Annotated in this window: 28 protein-coding genes and 1 riboswitch; of the genes, 9 read left to right on the top strand and 19 right to left on the bottom strand. The window is 36.1% G+C overall.

Going from position 1 to position 22,184, the window contains the following annotated elements:
• Positions 1–124 precede the first annotated feature (124 nt).
• Both UtA1_RS04515 and UtA1_RS04510 read right to left on the bottom strand, forming a co-directional pair.
• The gene (locus UtA1_RS04515) at positions 125–844 is read right to left on the bottom strand and encodes a glycerophosphodiester phosphodiesterase (RefSeq protein WP_096550177.1); all 720 of its coding nucleotides are present in this window, start codon (positions 842–844) and stop codon (positions 125–127) included.
• Between the two features lie 68 nt (positions 845–912).
• Positions 913–1,488 (bottom strand): TetR/AcrR family transcriptional regulator, encoded by a 576-nt coding sequence (locus UtA1_RS04510; protein ID WP_096550176.1) that lies wholly within the window; start codon positions 1,486–1,488, stop codon positions 913–915.
• Positions 1,489–1,587: 99 nt separating this feature from the next.
• Here UtA1_RS04510 and UtA1_RS04505 point away from each other — a divergent pair, with 99 nt between their 5' ends.
• Positions 1,588–2,118, top strand: a complete 531-nt coding sequence (locus UtA1_RS04505) for a hypothetical protein (RefSeq protein WP_096550175.1) — start codon at positions 1,588–1,590, stop codon at positions 2,116–2,118.
• Between the two features lie 286 nt (positions 2,119–2,404).
• Here UtA1_RS04505 and UtA1_RS04500 read toward each other — a convergent pair whose 3' ends face one another.
• The 12 genes from UtA1_RS04500 to UtA1_RS04455 all read right to left on the bottom strand — a co-directional run bounded on the left by UtA1_RS04500 (position 2,405) and on the right by UtA1_RS04455 (position 10,041).
• Complete coding sequence (locus UtA1_RS04500; protein WP_096550174.1) at positions 2,405–4,552, bottom strand: heavy metal translocating P-type ATPase; 2,148 nt, start codon at positions 4,550–4,552, stop codon at positions 2,405–2,407.
• Positions 4,539–4,916: an ArsR/SmtB family transcription factor gene (locus UtA1_RS04495; RefSeq protein WP_096550173.1), complete on the bottom strand. Its 378-nt coding sequence runs from the start codon at positions 4,914–4,916 to the stop codon at positions 4,539–4,541. The genes UtA1_RS04500 and UtA1_RS04495 overlap by 14 nt, the downstream gene beginning before the upstream one ends.
• A gap of 154 nt (positions 4,917–5,070) precedes the next feature.
• Positions 5,071–5,268, bottom strand: coding sequence for a hypothetical protein (locus tag UtA1_RS04490; RefSeq protein ID WP_096550172.1), 198 nt, complete (start codon positions 5,266–5,268; stop codon positions 5,071–5,073).
• An 84-nt stretch (positions 5,269–5,352) separates the two neighbouring features.
• On the bottom strand, positions 5,353–5,481 hold the full coding sequence (locus tag UtA1_RS17790; protein WP_269471057.1) for a hypothetical protein: 129 nt from the start codon (positions 5,479–5,481) through the stop codon (positions 5,353–5,355).
• 110 nt (positions 5,482–5,591) lie between these two features.
• The gene (locus UtA1_RS04485) at positions 5,592–5,888 is read right to left on the bottom strand and encodes a rhodanese-like domain-containing protein (protein ID WP_096550171.1); all 297 of its coding nucleotides are present in this window, start codon (positions 5,886–5,888) and stop codon (positions 5,592–5,594) included.
• 15 nt (positions 5,889–5,903) lie between these two features.
• Positions 5,904–6,245, bottom strand: a complete 342-nt coding sequence (locus UtA1_RS04480) for a rhodanese-like domain-containing protein (RefSeq protein ID WP_096550170.1) — start codon at positions 6,243–6,245, stop codon at positions 5,904–5,906.
• A gap of 72 nt (positions 6,246–6,317) precedes the next feature.
• Positions 6,318–6,575: a metal-sensitive transcriptional regulator gene (locus UtA1_RS04475; RefSeq protein WP_016837692.1), complete on the bottom strand. Its 258-nt coding sequence runs from the start codon at positions 6,573–6,575 to the stop codon at positions 6,318–6,320.
• A 105-nt stretch (positions 6,576–6,680) separates the two neighbouring features.
• Complete coding sequence (locus UtA1_RS17000; RefSeq protein WP_172597826.1) at positions 6,681–6,818, bottom strand: hypothetical protein; 138 nt, start codon at positions 6,816–6,818, stop codon at positions 6,681–6,683.
• A 70-nt stretch (positions 6,819–6,888) separates the two neighbouring features.
• Positions 6,889–7,464: an RNA 2',3'-cyclic phosphodiesterase gene (gene thpR, locus UtA1_RS04470; RefSeq protein ID WP_172597825.1), complete on the bottom strand. Its 576-nt coding sequence runs from the start codon at positions 7,462–7,464 to the stop codon at positions 6,889–6,891.
• Between the two features lie 39 nt (positions 7,465–7,503).
• Positions 7,504–7,821, bottom strand: a complete 318-nt coding sequence (locus tag UtA1_RS04465) for a DMT family transporter (protein WP_096550168.1) — start codon at positions 7,819–7,821, stop codon at positions 7,504–7,506.
• Positions 7,803–8,159 (bottom strand): DMT family transporter, encoded by a 357-nt coding sequence (locus UtA1_RS04460; protein ID WP_096550167.1) that lies wholly within the window; start codon positions 8,157–8,159, stop codon positions 7,803–7,805. The genes UtA1_RS04465 and UtA1_RS04460 overlap by 19 nt, the downstream gene beginning before the upstream one ends.
• Before the next feature lie 40 nt (positions 8,160–8,199).
• Positions 8,200–8,290: riboswitch (guanidine-I (ykkC/yxkD leader) on the bottom strand.
• Between the two features lie 59 nt (positions 8,291–8,349).
• Positions 8,350–10,041: an FAD-dependent oxidoreductase gene (locus UtA1_RS04455; RefSeq protein WP_096550166.1), complete on the bottom strand. Its 1,692-nt coding sequence runs from the start codon at positions 10,039–10,041 to the stop codon at positions 8,350–8,352.
• Between the two features lie 350 nt (positions 10,042–10,391).
• Between UtA1_RS04455 and UtA1_RS04450 the strand changes: the two genes are divergently transcribed.
• Positions 10,392–10,604, top strand: coding sequence for a hypothetical protein (locus UtA1_RS04450; RefSeq protein WP_096550165.1), 213 nt, complete (start codon positions 10,392–10,394; stop codon positions 10,602–10,604).
• Between the two features lie 455 nt (positions 10,605–11,059).
• On the top strand, positions 11,060–11,503 hold the full coding sequence (locus UtA1_RS04445) for a hypothetical protein (protein ID WP_096550164.1): 444 nt from the start codon (positions 11,060–11,062) through the stop codon (positions 11,501–11,503).
• A gap of 32 nt (positions 11,504–11,535) precedes the next feature.
• Here UtA1_RS04445 and UtA1_RS04440 read toward each other — a convergent pair whose 3' ends face one another.
• From UtA1_RS04440 to UtA1_RS04425, 4 genes are all read right to left on the bottom strand, one after another.
• Positions 11,536–12,423, bottom strand: coding sequence for a glycine betaine ABC transporter substrate-binding protein (locus UtA1_RS04440; protein WP_096550163.1), 888 nt, complete (start codon positions 12,421–12,423; stop codon positions 11,536–11,538).
• A 17-nt stretch (positions 12,424–12,440) separates the two neighbouring features.
• Positions 12,441–13,292 (bottom strand): ABC transporter permease, encoded by an 852-nt coding sequence (locus UtA1_RS04435; protein WP_016838371.1) that lies wholly within the window; start codon positions 13,290–13,292, stop codon positions 12,441–12,443.
• Entirely contained in the window at positions 13,285–14,487 is a 1,203-nt protein-coding gene (locus UtA1_RS04430) for a quaternary amine ABC transporter ATP-binding protein (RefSeq protein WP_016838372.1), read from the bottom strand. The genes UtA1_RS04435 and UtA1_RS04430 overlap by 8 nt, the downstream gene beginning before the upstream one ends.
• Before the next feature lie 173 nt (positions 14,488–14,660).
• On the bottom strand, positions 14,661–15,296 hold the full coding sequence (locus UtA1_RS04425) for a TrkA C-terminal domain-containing protein (protein ID WP_016838373.1): 636 nt from the start codon (positions 15,294–15,296) through the stop codon (positions 14,661–14,663).
• Positions 15,297–15,450: 154 nt separating this feature from the next.
• Between UtA1_RS04425 and UtA1_RS04420 the strand changes: the two genes are divergently transcribed.
• From UtA1_RS04420 to UtA1_RS04395, 6 genes are all read left to right on the top strand, one after another.
• The gene (locus tag UtA1_RS04420; protein ID WP_016838374.1) at positions 15,451–16,215 is read left to right on the top strand and encodes a MerR family transcriptional regulator; all 765 of its coding nucleotides are present in this window, start codon (positions 15,451–15,453) and stop codon (positions 16,213–16,215) included.
• Positions 16,216–16,357: 142 nt separating this feature from the next.
• A complete protein-coding gene (locus UtA1_RS04415; RefSeq protein ID WP_096550162.1) occupies positions 16,358–17,038 on the top strand; it encodes a hypothetical protein in 681 nt (226 codons plus the stop codon).
• Between the two features lie 87 nt (positions 17,039–17,125).
• Complete coding sequence (locus UtA1_RS04410; protein ID WP_096550161.1) at positions 17,126–18,208, top strand: type III polyketide synthase; 1,083 nt, start codon at positions 17,126–17,128, stop codon at positions 18,206–18,208.
• A 1-nt stretch (position 18,209) separates the two neighbouring features.
• A complete protein-coding gene (locus UtA1_RS04405; protein WP_016838377.1) occupies positions 18,210–18,758 on the top strand; it encodes an isoprenylcysteine carboxyl methyltransferase family protein in 549 nt (182 codons plus the stop codon).
• Positions 18,759–19,235: 477 nt separating this feature from the next.
• Entirely contained in the window at positions 19,236–19,658 is a 423-nt protein-coding gene (locus tag UtA1_RS04400) for a DUF1641 domain-containing protein (RefSeq protein WP_016838378.1), read from the top strand.
• A 35-nt stretch (positions 19,659–19,693) separates the two neighbouring features.
• Positions 19,694–20,878 (top strand): NAD(P)/FAD-dependent oxidoreductase, encoded by a 1,185-nt coding sequence (locus UtA1_RS04395; RefSeq protein ID WP_096550160.1) that lies wholly within the window; start codon positions 19,694–19,696, stop codon positions 20,876–20,878.
• 34 nt (positions 20,879–20,912) lie between these two features.
• Here the strand turns inward: UtA1_RS04395 and UtA1_RS04390 are convergent, their stop codons facing one another.
• A complete protein-coding gene (locus tag UtA1_RS04390; protein WP_016839070.1) occupies positions 20,913–22,151 on the bottom strand; it encodes an MFS transporter in 1,239 nt (412 codons plus the stop codon).
• Positions 22,152–22,184 lie beyond the last annotated feature (33 nt).

Raw genomic sequence — 22,184 nt, 5'->3', positions numbered from 1 at the left:
TCAACGAAAAGAGTTTTATATGTAATGATAAATAAAAGTCATTTAACTAGAAATAGTTACTTTTTTAATCTTGAAAATAGAAAAAACCTCTTTGAATCTCGTTCGTTCAAAGAGGTTTGCTTTATTATTTATTTAGCACTTCGTACAGTTCTTCAGGACAATCCGTAATGATTCCTGCCACTCCTAAATGCAGTAACATTTTCGCTTGTTCTTTATCATTGATTGTATATACCCTTATAGGTATCCCTACTTTCAAAGCCTCCAATACAGGACGTCGCCTCACTGCCCTATATGCTACATGTAGCGCATTTGCTGGAAATAAAGTTCGGTACCACTTCATGTTTAAAATGCTATAAGAAAACAACGGAGCAGTTTCGACATCTGGTGCTAGCTCTGCCATTCGCTTAACAGCTTCGTGATCGAAGGAAGAAATAATGACCCGATTTCTTAATTGAAATTGGTCTACTTCTTGTAAGACAAGTTCTTCCAGCCCTGGATAGACAAATTTATCTGATTTCAATTCAATATTTATCTTATGATGAGTATCTTTGAGTAAATCAAGCACTTCCGCTAATGTAGGGATTTTTTCGCCCTGAAATTTTGGATGAAACCAAGATCCAAAATCAAACTTACGTAATTCTTTCAACGTCATGTCTTTGACATAACCTTTTCCATTGGACGTTCGATTAATTTTTTCATCGTGAATGACAACAATCTTCCTGTCCTTTGTAAGATGAACATCCAATTCGACACCGGTAATCTTTAGCTTTGCCGCCGCTTTAAAAGCTGCGAGTGTATTCTCAGGATACTTTGATGAATAGCCTCTATGGGCAAAAATGTGCATGAAGTAACTCCCTTCACATAGATGTGATTCACTCTGTTCATGTAGGCTGTCTTGCACTCTTCGTTCAACTATTCCACAAAAATTCGATTCAACTCTTTCTCCAATAAATAGCGTATGCGGCCTCTTTCAATTGGAACCAGCCCCATTAAAATATGTAAAGCAATTCCGTCAATTAACGCATGCAACAAAACAATTTCTTCTTCCAAAAGGATATCCTCTTTTAATAAACCCGCTTTTTGCAAGCGGTGTAAAATCTCCACAATAACTTCATGTACTGATTCTTTTTGTAATTCCTTTTTGCGAATTTTATAGGAGATATACTCAAGCCATACTTGCATTTCTATTTTCTTTTCTTCAGGAGGAATCAACTCCATGAATATATTGAGCACTTGGTCTCTAGGTGGAAGCGGGCTTTGGATGTGCTCCATTATTCGTTCTGTTACTTGTTCTTGAACGAGCTGCATCGCAAACTCCAACAGTTCTTCTTGCGTTTGAAAATAATGACGAACAGCTCCTAATGAAAGATTCGCCTCCTTTGCAATAGAACGAACTGAAGCACCTCCTAACCCCTCCCGTGCAATTACATTCCAAGTTGCTTTCGCGATGATTTTTCTTCTTTCTTCATGGTCAACAATTTTTGGCATGATTTTATTATAACATTTTTTAATACAGTTGTATTAAATAATAAAACGTAGTAATATTTTAATACAGATGTATTAAAAAAATGTGAGGTGAGCTATTGAATGCTTTTTTGGATCATTGCCGCTGAAATTGCTTTCTGGATTGTGATTATTGCAGGGCTTTTCACACGATATATATGGAAACGAAATAGACTCAGCATCTTCTTTTTCTTACTTACACCCGTTATAGATTTTGCTTTGCTAGTACTTACTGCAATCGATTTGAAAAACGGAGCCACAGCAAGCTTTGCCCATGGTCTTGCTGCTATTTACATTGGAGTTTCTATTGCTTACGGAAAATCTATGATTGCCTGGGCGGACAGCAAATTCCAAAGTTGGATATTAAAGAAGCCTTCCAAGAAAAAAATATTATATGGCAAGGCTAAAGCTGTTTATGAAATGAAGATGTGGGGCCGCCATCTTATAGCATTTATCATTGGAGGAAGCCTCCTTGGACTTATGATATGGTATGTTGGGGAAGAAATTGATCCACTGATGCGTGTTTTAAGTCTGTGGACAATTGTATTGATTATAGATTTTCTAATATGTTTTTCATACGTGATTTTTCCAAAAAGAGAGGAGAAAAAAGGATAATGATGTACGCACTTTGTTATACAAGGTGCGTTTTTTCATGGTTTGTTACTAGAAAATACTAGCGATTTTAAAATACTGGTAAGTTATAAGAAAATATGGTTGTCATCTAGGTATTCGCCCCAACTTTCATGTGCGATGTTTTTCCCTTTTGGAACTACATATCTTGACTTACCCGGGTTTTCCCCATTACTTGCAACTTTTTCGAAAACCGCTTTCCCAAATTCTTACCTATCCCCAATAAAAAAATTCCATCAGCAAAAATCAAATTATTGCTGATGGAATGACTTCATTCTCTAACTCTCAATAACCTCATACTATTTAATGTAACTAATAACGTTGCGCCCATATCTGAGAAAATGGCAATCCAGAGAGTTAACCACCCTGGAACGACAAGTAGCAACGCAAGAAGTTTCACCGCTAAAGCAAAGGCGATGTTTGTTTTAATAATAGCCAATGCTTTGCGACTTAATTTGATCGTAAAGGGTAGTTTGCTTAAATCATCGGACATAAACGCAACATCAGCAGTTTCAAGGGCTGTATCTGTTCCCGCACCACCCATAGCAATGCCAACTGTGGCGGCCGCTAAAGCGGGGGCATCGTTTACACCATCCCCTACCATCGCTACTTTACCATATTGTTTTCGCAACGTTTTCACAAACTCTAACTTGTCTTCAGGCATTAAATCCGCTTTTACTTCTAAAATTCCTGCTTCAATCCCTATGGCTTTTGCGGTTGCTTCATTATCCCCTGTCAATAACACCGTTTTTTCAATGCCGAACTCATGCAATTTTTCCAGCATTTCTTTGCTAGTTTCGCGAAGTTCGTCTCTAACGGCAAAGACCGCGAGAATTTTTTCTTTTGTTCCTAAAAACATCACCGTTTTGCCCTCATTTTGAAGTGTCGTCGCTTCTTTCTGAATAACTTCCATCAAACCACTTTGGAAAATCTCTATAAATAAATTGGGACTTCCAATATAATACGTTTCTCCTCCAATGGTCGCTTGAATTCCCTTACCTGTGATGGATTTGAATTGCTCCACTACCAATTCAGAATGATTAACTCCTGCCTCTTCTGCCCTTCGCACAATGGCCGATGCCAGCGGATGACTGGAGCTTTTCTCTAATGCATAAGCGATCGCCAGTATTTCTTTTTCATTTGACCCTTCATCCATTACCTTCACATCTGTCACCACAGGTAATCCTTTCGTCAACGTACCAGTTTTATCAAAGGCGATAGCTTTTAATGAACCCATTTCTTCAAGATAAATACCGCCTTTGATGAGCACGCCCTTTTTCGCAGCAGAACCAATAGCCGAAACGATCGAAATTGGCGTTGAAATTACAAGGGCGCATGGACAACCAACAACTAATACTGCTAACCCCTGATAAATCCACTCTAGCCAAACTCCACCGAAAAATAATGGTGGAACAATCGCTACATGCAAAGCAATGATCATAATAATAGGCGTATAGTATTTTGCAAATCGGTCGATGAAGGCTTGTGCAGGAGCCCTTTCTTCTTGCGCTTCTTCAACTAATTCAATGATTTTCGATAAGGTTGTATCTTCTACATATTTTGTAATTCGAATTTCCAATAATCCTTCTTCATTGAGCGTCCCAGCGTAGACTTCATCTTTCTCCTTTTTCTCAACAGGAATCGATTCACCGGTAATTGCTGCTTCGTTTACAGTTGATGTCCCCTTCACCACAACGCCATCCATTGCAATCTTCTGGCCAGGTTTTACAATCATAATATCCCCAATCTTTATCTCTTCAACTGGAAGGATTAATTCTTCACCGCCTCGTCGAATCAAAGCTTCATTCGGAGCAAGTTCCATTAACGAACGAATGGATTTTCTCGCTTGATCCATTGAATATCGCTCTAAATTTTCACTAATGGCAAACAAAATGACGACAATGGCACCTTCCGCCCATTCACCGATAATAGCCGCACCAATAATTGCAACTGTCATGAGCGTTCGCATATCAAAGTCGAGATGGATTAAATTATTTAACCCTACTTTAAACAGCGAATATCCTCCTATGATGATAGAAGAAATAAAGAGCAACACAGTAATGAGATTATCTTCCCCATTTACAAAGGTTGAAACATACCCGAGAACAATCAGTAACCCAGAGAATAATAACGTTTGATATTTTTCATAAAAGGGTACTGTCGATTCTTGCTGATCCTCTTTTTTAGTCGAGGATTTACGAATCACTTTATCCGGATATACTTTTAAATTTTCAAAGGCTCCTGCTCGTTCCAATTCTTCTACTGTCGCATGCCCAAATACGGTGATCTTAGATGCGCCAAAATTGACTTTTGCATCCTCCACTCCCGGCAATGCCTTCACATTCCGTTCAAATTTCCCCGCACAATTTGCGCATGAAAAGCCTTCTACACGATAAATTTGTTTCTCAACTTCTTTCAACTTTCGTCACCTCTTGTTGGTGCTTGAAAGCAATCTCTATGAGCTGCTTCACGCAATCATCATCGAGAGAATAATAAACAAGCTTTCCCTCTTTCCTATATTTTGCTAGCCCCAAATTGCGTAACAACCTTAAATGATGGGAAGCAGTTGCAGTGGAAGCATTGATAATATTAGCTACATCACACACACATAACTCTTCTTCCACGGCTAATGCATATGCAATTTTTATGCGTGTTTCATCAGCAAGGGCTTTAAAAATCTTGGCCACTTCCAGCGTTTTTTGTTGAGCAAGTTGCTCCTGAACTCTCTTTACTTTTACCTCATCGATACAGGTAACTTCACAAACATCGTGTTCTTTTGGCATATCGTTCCCCACTATCATTCAAATACTTATTTGAATATTAGTATATCATGTAAAAGGTTAATATTCAAATATTTATTTGAATGTAATAAATAAAAAAATCCGTACATCTAGTAGAAGATGCACGGTTTGAATCGTATTTCCTGACAACACTTGCTTAATTCCATACAGCGACCATAGGTGAAATCATGATTAGTAATGCAAAACCTGCAATAAAAATTGGCTTTGTAGATGCTCGTTGATCCTTTATAAATGAAGCAACCGAATAAACGAGAGAAAATACAAAAACAAACGGCCAAACAAACCAAGTCCAATAAAATAATATAGCTATGCCATTTAAGACTTCTATCAACATTTCTCCATCCCCTATTCAAACTACATAAAATAATCAGTTAAATTTTACCACAAAATAAAGCTGTTCCTAAATAGTAGAACAGCTTTATTTTCTCGGAGGTACTCGAACATACCCTTTTTTCTTCATCTTTTTCATGGCAACTTCCGTAAAAACTTTTAATAATTTTCGTTCTCTTTTTGGCGTGTTTGATTTAGGTAAACCTGGAATTCTCATTGAAAACAACTCCTTTTGTATATCTTATTAAAAAAGATAGAAAGTATGCCTTTTCAACGAGAACCCTAATATTTATTTGAACCCTTCAAAATTAAATGATCCTCACACGACTACTCAACTTCACCTTCCCAAGCACTCATGCCACCAATCATATTTGTAGCATTAAACCCATTTTTCTCTAAAATCGTTGTTGCTTGGGCACTGCGACCACCTGCTAAACAAACGACAATATACGGTTTATCTTTTGACAATTCATTCATGCGAATAGGAAGTAACCCTAATGGAATATTAACTGCTCCCGGAATATGCCCTCCGTGGTATTCCTCTATTTCACGAACATCCAGTATATTTAGTCGCTCTCCACCTTCTAAACGTTGTTGCACTTCTTTCGCACTAATTTCTTTCATGCATAAATCCTCCTTTTAATTTTTCCAAGCATTCATGCCTCCACGAACATTTGTGACACGTTCATAACCTAGCTTTTTTAATTGTTTGCAAGCTTGGCTACTTCTCATCCCGCTTTGACAAATGACAATGATTTCTTTATCCTTTGGAAGCTTTGTAAAATCTGAACCTAATGGCAAGTTTTGAAATTGCCGAATATGATTGGCTTTATATTCTGCAGGAGTTCGTACATCAATCAATACTTTGTCCTTGTCATTTAACATATTCTTCAATTCGTTTGTTGAAATAGTATTCACATTTACCGGCTTTAAGCGCCATGCAATGAACACCATGATGACTGCTAACACTATCCATTCCATATTTCTACCCCCCCTATACCCTTATAGGTATAATTTTTAAGCTAAATAAATAGCTGATTATACAGCTATCTTTTAACGGCTCTTTACGATTAAATTAATGGCTTCTTGTACTAATTCATCTACATCTTCTGATTTACTATTATTCATACATTCAATTAAATTTTCGCTTACAATAACGCCAATTGTTCGATCGACTGCAGAACGCACAGCGCTAAGTTGAGTTACAACATCTTTACAATCTTTTCCTTCTTCCATCATGCGCAGTATTCCGCGTATTTGCCCCTCAATACGTTTAATGCGATTTTTTGTTTTCGCATCATATTTTTTCAATTATGTATCCCTTCTTTCTTGACGCTTATTCTAATTTTAGTTTATACCCTCGTAGGTATAAAGTCAACTATAATAAAAGCGATTAAAGGAACGAATCGCTTTATTTCATCTATGAATCATGATTAATAATCCAGACATTATAATGGAAAACTGAACGGATTGCAGCGGTTCACGGTCATAAATAAAAAAATAAGCAATAGCAAATAAAAGTATTAAGTATACGAAAGCTTGTCTTAATTTCATAAGCAACCCCTTCATCTGTCTTACTACTATCCTATTAAGGAAGGGGTAAGCTTATGATACGGATTTTAATTTAACCGCCTGGAATTGCTAAAGGAAAGCTTACATACTCATGATATTTCGGCGTTCGATCTAAATGTGTTTCGTAAAGAACAATTTCCGTTACATTGAAAGAAAAGGTTTTTCCATCTTTCTCCCGAATTTGTAATAACGTTCCTTCTTCAAAAGCATCCTCACTCTTCCATTTTCTCGCTAACGTTATATGCGGACGGAAAGGTTTTTTATCCAATTGAAAACCCGTTTTTTCACATTCCCTATATACCGATTTTTGGATGGAAAAGAGCTGTTCCGATGATTCCACATCTGCCCAAAAAATTCTGGGAGCCTTTTTCGGACCGAAAATCCCTAAAGAATTCAACGTCAAGGTGAAAGAAGATTCTTTTTCTAAGATTGGTTTTACCTTTTCCACGACTTCATCTAGCATCAATTTTTCAGCAAACCCTAAAAAAGCTAAGGTGATGTGGTAATCTCCCGGATGAACCCACCGAGTAAAAGGGAAATCTCCTTTTCTTTCTTGAATCCATTCATATAAGAAATCTTTTGCTTCTTTCGGTAATTTTACTGCAAAAAAATAATGATGCTTTGCCAATAAAATCCCCCGTTCCTAATTAACAATTCATTATAGTATTTACCCCTCTAATAATTTTAAACCAATCTCCGCTAATAGAATGGTAAAAATACACACGATTCTTTTCCAATTACGTGATTCTTTGTAAAAGAGCATACCAACTAGGGTACCACCGACAACACCTATTCCTGTCCAAACTGCATAAGCTGTTCCCATTGGAATTGTTTGCATCGCAAATTGCAATAGAAACAAACTTCCAACAAAACTGGTACTAAATATCACAATCGGTCTCCAACTGCTACGAGCTGCATATTGATTCATCGCCGCAACAACTAACGTTTCCAATAATCCAGCTATAATTAACGCTCCCCATGCCATTCCTTATTCACATCCTTTTTCTCTTCATCTGTCACAAGTTTCAATCCGATCACACCTGCTAAAATGAGCAATATGAATAAAATTTTTAAAAGATGAAAAGGCTCGCTAAAAAATACAATTTCACTGATGACAGCCCCTATACTCCCTAATCCAACAAATACTGAATATACTGTTCCTGCAGGCAAATATTGAGATGCATCGATTAATAAATAATTGCTTAAGATGATGGCGATGATTGTTCCTAACCATTCAAGGAAAGTACCTGCATGAGCAAGACCAATAACCCAAAGCACTTCAAATAAAGCTGCGACATAGACTTTCATCCACTGTTTGTTCATATTCACTCCTCCAACAAAAAAAGCCTAAAGAGATAGATTTATCTCCCAGGCTTTTATCCTTCCGTGTACGCAAATGCGTCGTTTTCTCTCGGACCAGACCTACAAATAGCGGAACCCTAGAAAACTGTTTTTTTGTTTAATTTGATAATTATTGTGCCATATTGGCAAGAAAGTTGCAAATCCGAACTGTTTATTTGAAATTGTAATCTGTTACGATTTTTTCTCTGCTAGTTGTCACATCTGTAAAGTATTCATATAAACAAATCCCTAAAAATGAACCGGAAACGTTATAAACATTTGCAAAGCCTAAGTGTTGTAAGATTTTTACTGCATTGTAGCTCCGTTGTCCTGAACGGCAATGGATATAAACCGGTTTATCGCGAGGAATTTCATCTACCCGCTCGCGCAATTCGCTCAACGGAATGTTAATAGCATTTACTAAATGGCCACTTTCAAATTCATGGTTTTCCCGAACATCAATAAATGTTGCTCCTTGTTCAACTAAGTTTCGCACTTTGGAAACGTGAACTTGCTTATAATCTGCATGTAAAATATTTAATCCGACAAGAGCAGCGATATTCACAACATCCCTAGCGGTGCTATACATTGGAGAATAGGTTAATTCGAGCTCTTTTAAATCTTCAAGGGTACCCCCCATCGTAATTAAAGCGGCAATCACATCAATTCGTTTATCTGCATTTCCTTTTCCAATGGCTTGAGCACCAAGGATTCTACCTGTAGGTACTTCAAAAATGAGTTTAAAATGAAGCGGATTGCTGTTTGGCATGAGTCCCACTTTATCCGGTGCAATCACATAAACACTATCATATCTGATGTTAGCCTCTTTTGCTGCTCTTTCATTTAATCCCGTCACGGCACAATTTAAGTCAAAAATTTTGACGCTTGATGAACCAATAACTCCTTTATTATTCGTTTTTTGACCATATATATGGTCTGCTGCCGCTCTTGCCTGTCGCACAGCTGGTCCTGCTAAAGCAAGTCTTGTTGGTTTGTGGGTTAAGCGGTGGTACACTTCGATGGCATCTCCTACCGCATAAATGGATGGATCAGACGTTTGATAGTTGGCATTGACTTTAATGCCGCCCAACTCGCCAATTTCAAGTCCTGCTTCTTTCGCAAGAGTGATTTCAGGCTTTACCCCAATTGCCAGCACAACCGCTTGGGCTTCCACTTGTTTTCCTGAATTAAGTTCAATTGCATTTTCCGTTATTTTCTTCAGTCCATCTCCCACAATTAATTGAATACCATGGTCGAGCATTTCTTTATGCAGAATCTGCACCATATCTTCATCAAACGGTGCCATAATTTGCGGGGAGTACTCAACCAATGTGACTTCTTTTCCAGCTTCTCTCAAGTTTTCTGCCACTTCTACTCCGATGAATCCACCGCCAATGACAGCAATTCTTTCTACATTCGACTGATTCACATATTGATGTAATCGTTCAATATCGGCTACATTTCTTACAGTAAATACATGAGGCAGGTTCACCCCTTCAAAAGGAGGCACAACAGGATTTGCCCCCGGTGAAAGAATGAGAACATCATAGCTTTCCTTATACACTTCATTTGTTTCTAAATTTTTTATTTCCACTGTCTTTTCTTCAAGATGAATTCGAATGACTTCTTGATTCACGCGAGCTTCAATATTGTATTTCGATTTAAAGCTTTCCGGTGTCATCAACACTAATTTTCCCTTAGTTTCAACAATACCGCCTAAATAATACGGCAATGAACAATTGGAAAAAGACACGTGTGGGCCTTTCTCAAACATAATAATTTCCGCTTTCTCATCCAAACGACGAATCCTTGCAGCAGCTGTTGCCCCACCAGCTACGCCTCCTACAATCAATACTTTCTTCATATCAAGCACTCCTTTATACCATAAATGGTATTTTGTTTCATCACCTAAACTTCATTGCATCAACAATAATTTTTCAAGTAGAACTAATGTAATTACAATATATACCCCTATAGGTATTTTGTCAACAAAGCTTTTCTTGGAGAATGAATGTAAGATGCAGTATTGTTAACATTAACGGAACTTCCTTGAAAAAGGGGTTAAATGTCAAAAGAGGAAAAAGATGAGTTCGATCCTATTAGTGTAGAAGAATTTCTTGAACTCGTATTTAGAAGCACAAGAGGAAGCGTTAGAAAAAGAGCGGGAAGCCAAGCTAAAAGGAATCACAGAACCGAAAAAAAACGCCTCATAAAGTGAAGTTCGTTGCTTGGATTATGGCGATTATGCTCACCTTTAGCACCTTTGCCGTAATTTTTGAAATTTACTCCATCCCCGCACTCGAATTTCTAAAAACATCTGCAAAGCTATCCTCTCAAGAGGACATTCAATCTTACAAAAAAGCGGTTGTTCAAATCACGACGGAAGATGGAAAAGGCACAGGTTTTTGCATTTCTAAAATAGCTTGATTGTTACAAACGAACATGTAGCGACGCTCTACTTACCAATATTCATCTAATCGAGTAACTTTTTGGCTACTCCTTAATATCGAAATTGATACTTACGAACAGTATAGACAACTGTCGGAAATTACGCTTATTACCCTGCACACAATTGATCAATCGGAATGGATGGACAGCAAATTTTTGATATTCGTTCCTATAATAAACATTTATCCCAAATTCATATGCAAGATATTCAAGGTGCGTTATGCGAATTCTAAAGCTAAAAGAAAAATATCAACTTAGCCACTCACTAATTCCAAATGCCAACATAGAAGAATTAAACAAAGAAATTCATACTATTCTTGACAAGAATAATTAATATTTTCATCTAATTTGTAAATAATAAAGTTAAAACAAAGCTACTATAATTTAGAACATGTTTCCTCTTAGGAAATCTGGAAAAGACGGAGGTTTTCACTGTGGAGATTATGGACTATAATGCAATTCCAGCATATCTTGAATCAACCGAACTAACTTTTGAATTAGAAAGTGTTGGAATATATGAAAACATTATGTTCCCAGTATCAGCGAAAGAAATTTCTCCTCAAGTAGAAGTTCAATATAATTTAGAAATAGAAAAGAATACTCAAAAAAGTGTTGATGAGGGGCATTCGCCGTGGAGACTTGATGCTATTGCAACCACACAAGTGTTTGTAAGTCTTCAAATCTCACCAAGCGGTATTGAAGGGGAATACCCAATTGAACTGGAGAATTTAAAATTGCTTCATAGCGATAACGAACTAGCAATCGTTGAAGTGAATGATTCAGATACAAACATTCAAACAGTATACTTAAAAAGGCTTATTCGACAAGATGAAACAGGCATTTGGACGGTTATAGGATACGATGTAAAAGAAAAATAAAGGTGATGCGTTAATCGCATCACCTTACTTCATTATTCGATTCCTTCTGTCCATTTAGCTACTTTTTCGGCATTTTCTTCAACCCATTTGCTCGCAGCATCTGCTGGACTCATACCATTACTGATATCAAGCATTACTGATTCCATATCTGCCGTTGTCCAGTGGAAATTATCTAACACTTTAAATGCATCTGGCATTTCATCTTCTAACCCTTTTCTTACAAATGTGTTAATTGTTTCTTCCCCACCAAATACTCCTTTTGGATCTTCTAAATACTTCAATTCGTATTTCGCAAATTTCCAGTGAGGAGTCCATCCAGTGACAACAATTTCTTCTTTATTTTTAATTGCTTCTCCTAAAGCAACCGCCATCGCCCCTGAAGAAGATGGTACTAATTCCCAATCGGCTAAATTTTCATATTCTTTTAGGGCTCTTTCCGTTGCTTGCATTACACCGGCACCTGATTCAATGCCTGTTATTTGCATATTAGCGTGTTTATTCAAATCCTCAATGGAGTCTACATTTTCCATGTATTCAGGTACAACTAATCCAATTTTTGCACCTGATAAGTTTTCACCTAAGTCAACAATATCATCCTTATATGCTTCATATTGTTCACCATGAGTAACTGGTAACCACGCCGCTACTGATGCGTCTGCTTCTCCATTTGCAACAGCTTCCCACATAATGGCATTATCTAGTGGCGTTAATGTTACATCATAACCTAAATCTTCTAACACCTTTCCAATGACATGAGTTGATGCTATTTCAGAATCCCATTCAACATACGCTAAATTGATTTCTTTATCCTCTTCCTTATTTGAATTGTCAACATCATTAGAAGATCCATTTCCACACGCAGCTAAAGCTGCACTCAAACCTAAAGCTAGTCCAATCATCTTTAATTTTTTAAATTTCATTATATACTTCCTTCCTATTAATATTTCTTTTTATTTAAACTTTGTGTTAAGCGATCAATGATAATGGCAAAGATAACTAAACTGATACCTGCAACGAATCCATTTCCTACTTGAGCTCTTTGCAGTGCCGACAATACATCCCGACCTAATCCAGGTGCACCAATCATCGATGCAATGACGACCATTGATAATGATAAAAGCACTGTCTGGTTAATGCCTGCCATAATTGTTGATTTGGCTAATGGAAGCTCTAATTTATACAATTTTTGCCAACCTGTACTTCCATAGGAATCCGCAGCTTCCACCAACTCTTTCGGCACTTGTCTTATACCTAAATTCGTAAATCTTACCGTAGGCGGCAATGCGAAAATGACCGATGCAAAAACACCCGGTACGACACCAATACCAAAAAAGGCTACGGCAGGTATTAAATATACAAATCCCGGCATTGTTTGCATGAAGTCCAAAATCGGCTTAATGATATTCTCCGCAACATTACTTTTTGACATTAAAATTCCGATTGGTATACCAATAATGATTGCAATGATACTTGAAAACACCACTAACGTGACGGTATTCATGAGTTCTTTCCAAAGATCTTGATTGTAAATAAACGTTAATCCAACAATCGTAAATACCGCTAATCCGAATTTCTTTTTTGTGGCAAAGAAGGCGATGATAGCGACAATGAGGATGAACAAAATAGGTGGAATAAGCAGCAATAAATCCGTAAAGGATTCCATCGAATTTTTGCCCCATTTTTGAATAAAGGAAAACATTGAGGCAAAATTGTCTGTTAATAAATCCATGAACGTTTCAACCCAATCAGCAACTGGAAGTGAAGGAATAAAGTCGAGCATTTTATTCATCATCAACACCTCCATTACCGTTAGATGAAGAGAGTGTCTCAATCACTACTCCTCTTATTAATACGCCAAGTAATTTTCCGTTTTCCACGACGGCAATCGGTGTAGGTGAATCGGACATCGGCCCTAACACGTCTTGAATTAACGTATCTGGTGGTACCGTCTGCATATCATTTCTTAATATTCCATGTAGATGCCTTTCACCACGCTTAGATGCTTCAAGGGCATCGTTAGCAGTAATATATCCTTTAAAGTTTCTTTGTTTATCAACCGCTAAGATGACGCTCACTTTTTCTTCTCTCATCAACTGTAAAGCAACTTTTGGTCCATCAGCTTCAACGTTAATGGATACTGGACGTATCATTGCGTTTTCGACAGTCAATACTTTCGAACGGTCGACATCTTCAGTGAAGCTTCGAACATAATCGTTCGCTGGATTTGTTAATATTTCTTCTCCTGTTCCGATTTGAATAATTTCACCATCTTTCATTAACGCAATGCGATCCCCTATGCGAAGGGCTTCATTTAAATCATGAGTAATAAATACAATTGTCTTCTTCATTCTTTGTTGCAAATCTAATAATTCATCTTGCATTTCTTTCCGAATGAGTGGATCGAGCGCAGAAAAAGCTTCATCCATTAGTAAAATATCCGGATCATTAGCAAGTGCTCTTGCAAGACCAACCCGTTGTTGCATTCCGCCTGATAATTGGCTTGGATACTGGTCTTTATAAGGCAACAGTCCAGCATTGTCTAAAGCCTTTTCTGCTTTCAATCGCCTTTCCTCTTTTGGAACTCCCTTAATTTCGAGACCATATTCTGTATTTTGCAAAATTGTTCGATGAGGAAATAATCCAAAGTTTTGGAAAACCATGCTCATTTTATCTCTTCGAATTTTTCTTAATTCCTTTTTATTTAATTTGGAGATATTTTGTCCGTCGATGTATATGTTTCCGTTAGTAGGGTCTATTAATCGATTTAATAGACGGATTAATGTCGATTTACCGCTGCCCGAAAGACCCATGATTACAAAAATTTCTCCTTCGTTTACTGTGAAATTCGCATCGTAAACCCCTATTGTTGCGCCGGTTTCTTTGAGAATTTCTGTTTTGCTTTTTTTCTGTTCCACGAGTTTCATCGCAGCATTTATATGTTTACCGAAAATTTTCGTCACATGTTCAACTTTAATTTTTTCCATCTCATACTCCTTTCCACCATTTTTATCTATTTAAAAATGAATAGAATGTTACAAAAGTGACAACTCAATATTAACAACAGGTTGTTACTTTTGTCAAATTGCTAATCTCGGAAACTACAAAAATATAATAAGAAAGGCTTACAAAAGCTCAATTTTGCTTCTGTAAGCCTTTTTTAATTAGGAAATAGAAATTTTTGTACTCTTTCTAGACATTCATCGTTTCCAATAAAATAGATGACATCGTTCAGTTCAATTGTGGTATATGGTCCAGGTGATATGATTAGTTCTTCCCCACGACGTATACCTACAATCGTTGCCATTGTATGATGCCAAAAATTTATTTCGCCAATCGTTTTAGATAAGTATGGGGAATTCTTTATTACTTCTAAATGAAATGGAACAAAAGGATTAATTGAACGAAAGCGCTCTGTTCGGCTGACTAATCTTTCTGCAGTCTCTTTTAGTTGATCCAGTTCCTTTTTTTGTCGGTCAATGCTCTCTAACATTTCCAATTGTATTTGATGAATGGATTGAACATCTAAAAACTGCTTTATATAATTTGCCGCTTTTTCATAAGACTTAATAACAACACCGCTCCCTTTCGTAGCTTCCACAATTTCTAAGTCTTGTAGAACGGCAATAGCTCTCCTTGCAGTTTCAGCTGAGACCCCATACTGACTTGCCAATGAAGATCTTGCATATATTTTTTCGCCTATTAAATATTTTCCCTCAACAATTTTTGACGCTATGTCGGCAGCAATTTTTTGATATTTTGGTTGCTTTACAATCTTTAATTCTTTATCTCCCATCTATTGCATCAACCTTTCATTCCGTTACTACAAAGTTAAATATAATCGATGTCTATATCAGTAGCCAGTTTTTTCTCTAAAAAAATATTTTCATTTGTATATTGACCTTCACGTTACGTCAACCTTTATGATGAAGTTGTCAGGAGGGATTTCAATGGAGTACACAATTAGTCAATTAGCAAAATTAGCAGGCATCAGTACAAGAACATTGCGATATTACGATGAAATTAATTTATTAAAACCAAAACGAATCAACAGCTCTGGCTATCGGATTTATGGTCAAGAAGAAGTGAATCGATTGCAACAAATTCTATTTTTCCGGGAATTAGACGTCAACATTGAAACAATTATTTCAATCATGAATGATCCAAATTACGATTCAATAAAAGCGTTGGAAAATCATTTAATACAGCTTAGAAATAAGAGATCCCGCCTAGACCGATTAATTGAATCCGTAAAAAAAACGATTGCCCATGAGAAAGGAGAAATGATGATGAGCAATGAAGAAAAATTTGAAGCTTTTAAGGAAAAACTGATAGAAGAAAATGAACAAAAATATGGTGAGGAAATTCGCCAAAAATATGGTGAGAATGTCGTCAGCAAGTCCAACGAAAAATTCCGCAACATGTCGAAAGAAGACTACGAAAGATTTGTGCAACTTGGAGACGAAATACTAAAACTACTAGCAAAAGCTTATGAAATTGGAGATCCTACATCACCACTTGCACAAGAGCTTGCCGCGAAACATAAACAGTGGCTCACTTTCACTTGGCCATCTTATTCAAAAGAAGCTCACCGGGGACTTGCGGAAATGTATGTCGCTGATGAACGCTTTAAAGCTTATTATGACCAAAAAGTTACGGGTCGTACAGAATTTTTGAGAGATGCCATTATTCATTACCTTGAAAACAATTCATAACAGATATAGTGAAAAGTCGCTCCGAATTTAATCGGGCGACTTTTTCCACTTTTTATAAGTATTGAATGATTTCTTAAAAAATTGGAAATAATAGCTGAAGAAACAATCGTTCACTAACTGCTCATAAAGGAGATTTGCCCTAATGATGCAAAAAAATGAGAAAAAACTAACAAAAGTTAAATACAACCACGACAACCGAGAATACATAATTTTAAATAAATGTCCGCACTGCAATTTAGATATACATCCTACGGTTGAAAATACCTATCGATTTGAAAATAAAAGTTTTGAAATTCATATTTTGTCATTAACTTGCCCTTCCTGCCGAAAAGACTATTTTGTTGTTAATAATTGTGGAGAACTAAACAATAACCAAGAGCGATACTTGTTAACGATACCGGGTCATACATTTCAAGATGAATCTCTCATTCAAAATACATCGAAGAAATTTCAAAATTTATATACCCAATCCATCCATGCAGAATTGCAAGGAAATGATGATATCGCCTTTTTTGGATATATTAAATCTCTTGAAGTACTTGTGAAAGATATCGCAATTATCGAACACCCTGATTCTGAAGATATGGTGCTATTCAGCAGCCTTATTCAGTGTTTAGAAAAATTCCACTCAACTAATATTCATTTATTCTCAAAAAAATTGTTGGAAGTATTAAAAAACGACTATTTGCATTATCAAAAGGGGCCGGAGTTTTCCTCATACACAGAACTTGTTAAAGACTGCATCGATTACTTCTTATTGTATTTAGAGTTATTGCAAAAAACTTTTTCATTAAATGATAAACGCACAGAAAAAGAAGCTTGAAAATAGGAAATTGCTCTTATCCACTATTTGCATACTCGTTCATCCACTTGGAAATGCTAGAAATAAAATTAATAAAGGAAGATATAAATGCCAAAAATTGTATCTGTCAGTACTTATAAACCTCCCTACACATTACATCAACATGAAATAGAGCAATTTACAAAGGCATTATTTCAAAATAAAATTCCGCAATTAGAGCGGCTATTAAAAGTGTTTGAAAATGGGGAAATAAAAACGCGGCATTTTTGCGTACCGTTAGAATGGCATAAAGAAGATCATACTTTTGAAGAACGCAATCAATTATATATTCAATTGTCAGTGGATTATAGTGTAAAAGCTATTCAAAGTTGTCTACAAAACGAACTATATTTAAAAAGACCAATTTCGACAGAAGAAATTGATGCCATCTTCTTTGTATCTAGCACAGGCATATCAACTCCCAGCATTGATGCTCGAATCATGAATAAATTGAAATTTTCAAATCGGATAAAACGTTTACCTATTTGGGGGCTTGGTTGCGTTGGAGGAGCATCTGGAATTAGTAGAGCCTACGATTATTGTCTTGCCCATCCAAAGGAAAAAGTGCTTGTCATCTGCGTGGAATTATGCAGCCTCACTTTCCAACGAAATGACTTTTCAAAAAGCAATTTAATTGGCGCATCACTTTTTGCTGATGGTGTTGCTTGCGCCTTAATTTGTGGTGATGAAGCGAAAGTAGAAAATCGAAAAACAGTACCATATATCATTCAAACAGCTTCAAAATGGATGCCTAACTCGGAAAATGTGATGGGTTGGGACGTTAGAAACGATGGGTTTCATGTCATCTTTTCAAAAAGTATACCGACGATTATTTCTAATTGGCTAGGGCCATTCATCCATTCATTTTTCAAAGAGGCAGGCATTTCATTAAATGATCTTGAACATTTCATTGCCCATCCTGGCGGGAAAAAAGTGTTATTAGCTTACGAAGAAGCACTGAATTTAAGCGACAAACATACAGCTATTTCTCGAAAAATTCTTCAACAAAACGGCAATATGTCATCGCCGACGGTACTATACGTTTTAGATGAATATATGAAAACCGTCGAGAAAGATGAATCATATGGATTAATAGTAGCTCTTGGACCTGGATTTAGTGGAGAAGCAGTATTGTTGCAATGGAGGGATTAATATGCTAATTTTTATGATTGTAACAACAATCGTCATTTTACAAAGAATTTTTGAATTGTTTATTGCAAAACGAAACGAGAGACAAATGCTGCAACTTGGGGCTTATGAAGTAGGGGCCTCACATTATCCCTTCATGATATTGTTACATGTAAGTTTCTTCATCAGTTTAATTGTAGAAGTCATTGTATTTGAACGTACAATATCCCCACTTTTTCTACCTTTATTTATTATTTTTCTACTCGTACAATCTTTAAGAATATGGTGCTTATCTTCATTAGGTATGTATTGGAATACGAAAATTATTGTGTTGCCAGGAGCTCAAATTGTTAAAAAGGGACCATATGCTTTTCTTAAACATCCAAATTATTTCGTTGTTTGTTGTGAAATTATTATATTGCCAATTATGTTTCAAGCTTATTTTACTGCCATTGTATTTACCTTGTTAAACTTCATTATGTTATCGATTCGAATACCAATTGAAGAAAAAGCATTAATGGAAGCGACAAATTATGAATATGTATTTAATAAAAAAATTCAGCATCATAGCTGAATTTTTTCCATTTTCATCAACATAATTTTTATTTTCGTAAACATAATAATAAAAAATCTTTGTTTTAACTTTTCGTTATCAATTTCTAATAACAAATAGCAAAATAATATTAGAAATTATAATAGATAAAGCGTATAATTCAAATTGACGGCAAATTCAAAAAAAGTCAACACTTTTGTAAAATATTTGTCACAATTTAAGAAATATTCAAAAAATGATTGGGTTTTCTTTTTCATTATTAATAGTTATAAAAAAGGAAAACGCTTTCAATCTTCATTTTTATTCATACCATCCAATAAAACACTCACTATTAAAAACAGTACTTGATTTACGAAATATTTGTATTATATTTAAACTGTAGTTAACATTGTTAAACATTTCACATAGTTATAATTGAAGAGTTTTTTCTTTATTGTATGTGAAATATCTATGCTGTTTTTAATAATGGGCACAATGATAAGTAAAGGAGAATGGGTAATGGCAGAAGAATTAGTGAATCAAGTTCAAGAGTCGGCTTTGAAAGAAAAACAAGATTTACTGGATCAATTATTAAAACCAGAAGTGCAAGAGTCCTTAACATATTTAGTAGAACAGCTTCCAAAGCTTGCCGAAGTAGTAGGACTTCTTACAAAGGCTTATGATTTTGCACAACAAGTAGCAACAGATGATGTATTAAAGAGCGACACAGTTAACGCAATTAAAGAAGTTTCTGAACCAGTTGTGAGTACTGTAAAAAGCTTAGCACAAACAGCTATTGAAGCAAAAGAACGTGCAGACGAATCTAAAGAAGCAATCGGTTTATTCGGAGTATTAAAATTGTTGAAGGACCCAGAAGTTCAAAAACTATTACGCTTTGCTAATGCCTTTTTAGAAGTTTCAGCTGAACGCAAAAATCAATAAGGGTTTATTTAATAAAGTAAGGACGGAGGAATAATATGTCAAAGGAAATCGTCATCTTAGGTGCAGGCTACGGTGGTTTATTAACTGCCCTAACATTACGTAAATATGCAAATAGAGATGAAGCTAAAATCACAGTTGTGAATAAATATCCTAATCACCAATTAATTACTGAATTACACCGTCTTGCAGGTGGAACAATTTCTGAACAAGCAATTTCATTCCCATTAAAGAAATTATTTAAAGGTAAAGACATTGAAACGGTTATACAAGAAGTAAAATCATTCAATGTGAAAAATAAAGAAGTATATTTAGCAAACGGCTCTGTCTTATCTTATGATTATTTAGTTGTAGCACTTGGTAGCCAAACTGGTTTCTTCGGTATTCCTGGTTTAGAAGAAAACTCAATGGTATTAAAATCTGTAGATGATGCAAAAAGAATTTACAACCATATTGAAAGCAAAATTGCTTCCTATGCAAAAACAAAAAATATTGCGGATGCAACAATCGTCATTGGTGGCGGCGGTTTAACAGGTGTGGAACTTGTTGGTGAAATTGTAGACAACGCTCCAAATATTTGTGCAAAATACGCAGTTGACCCTAGCGAGTTGAATATTAAACTAATAGAAGCTGGTCCAAAAATTTTACCGGTATTACCTGATGAATTAATTGAACGCGCAACAAAAAGCTTAGAAGCTCGTGGAGTTGAATTCTTAACTGGCCTTCCTGTAACAGGTGTAGAAGGTAATGTAATTTCACTAAAAGACGGTTCCACAATTACAGCAAACACATTTGTTTGGACAGGTGGAGTTGCAGCTCTACCAATCGTTCAAGAATCTGGTCTTGAATGCGACCGTGGTAAAGCAATCATCGATGAATATTTACGTTCTAAATCTCATCAAGATGTATTTGTTGTTGGAGATGCTTCCGTTGCTCTTCCTGAAGATGGAGGTCGTCCATTATATGCACCAACTGCTCAAAATGCATGGCAAATGGGAGAAGCTGCAGCTTACAACATTTACGCAACAATTAAAGGCCAAAAACTAAAAGAGTTCAGCCCAGTTAATTCTGGTACTCTTGCAAGCCTTGGACGTAAAGACGGTGTAGCAACTGTTGGTAAAAACAATATTCACCTAAAAGGTTTACCAGCTTCACTTATGAAAGAAGCAAGCCATGTACGCTACTTATCACACATTAAAGCATTATACGGTTTAGTATATTAATGACCAAAAAAGTGCGGCAATCATGCCGCATTTTTTATTGGCTGGATTCCATATTCTTTGGTTTTCCCGCCTCTACTAATACTTTGTTTCCTACTAAAACAAAACTAAGAACGAACATCGCTACTCCTGTTCCTAATAATAACCACTCAATTTTAATGAAATCGCTAATCGGACCAAAAATTAGCATTCCTAAAGGCATCATGGAAGTAGAAATCATTGTCAGCACACCAAAAATTCTCCCTAAATAGTCTCCTTCAACTTTTTCTTGTAAAAGTACGGTTGAAGGTGTATTAAATAACGGCATCGCTACTCCAGCCAACGCCATAATGGAGCAATAAAACCAAAAGTTTGGCACAATCCCTAATAAAAATGTGCAAACTCCGAATATTATACTTGATAATGCCATCGTATATGTTCGGTTTTTAAATCCTCCCCATACAGCAATGACTGCTCCCCCAGCCATCATACCGATAGAAAATGCAATTTCGATCGCTGAAAGCCGCCATACATCTTCTCCGAATGTACGAGTTACTTGCAACGGTGTTAAGAATGAAACAGGGGCTGCCATAACAAAAAATATCGCAAAATATATAAATAAAATTTTCAAGAATTCATTGTTTTTAATATAAACAAGTCCCTGTTTAAAGTCAGCAAAATAGCTGATTTGTTGTTGTAATGCTTTTTCATGCGGGGGAATTTGTAAAAAGAATAGCAAAGTTGCCACCGCAATCGCAGCTGTTACGACATCAATAAAAAATAGTGTTTCCAACGTTGTAATAGTAAGCAAAGCCGCACTAACCATTGGTGAAAGCAGCATTACAAGGGCTTGAATACTGCCATTAATTCCGTTCACTTTTGTTAAATGCTCTTCAGGAACGATTTGTGGTAATATTGCCCCTACTGTCGGCGTTTGAATACCAGTTCCAAATGAGCGAATGACGTACATTATAAAGAGCATCCAAAGAGATTCATAACCGCTTAAAAATAAAATAGCTAGAATAAGTGTAGCCAAAGCAATGGCGGAATCTGATAAGATAATTAACATTTTCCGGTTATAACGATCTGCCCATACTCCTGCAAAAGGCGATAATAAAAAAGTAGGAACAAATCCACAGAGAATGGCAATCGTCATCATGATTCCCGACTGAGTCGTTAACGTGATATACCACATAATGGCGTATTGAACGATTGAAGAACCGAAAAGCGATATCGTTTGACTCGTTAGAAATACGCTAATATTTCGTTTCCAATGAATATAATGATTTGTTTTCATAGGCAATTACTTCCTTTATCGTATAATTCATTT

Origin of the sequence: Ureibacillus thermosphaericus, from assembly GCF_002370195.2 — a bacterium.
GTDB lineage: Bacteria > Bacillota > Bacilli > Bacillales_A > Planococcaceae > Ureibacillus > Ureibacillus thermosphaericus.
This window is presented reverse-complemented; position numbering and strand designations above follow the sequence as displayed.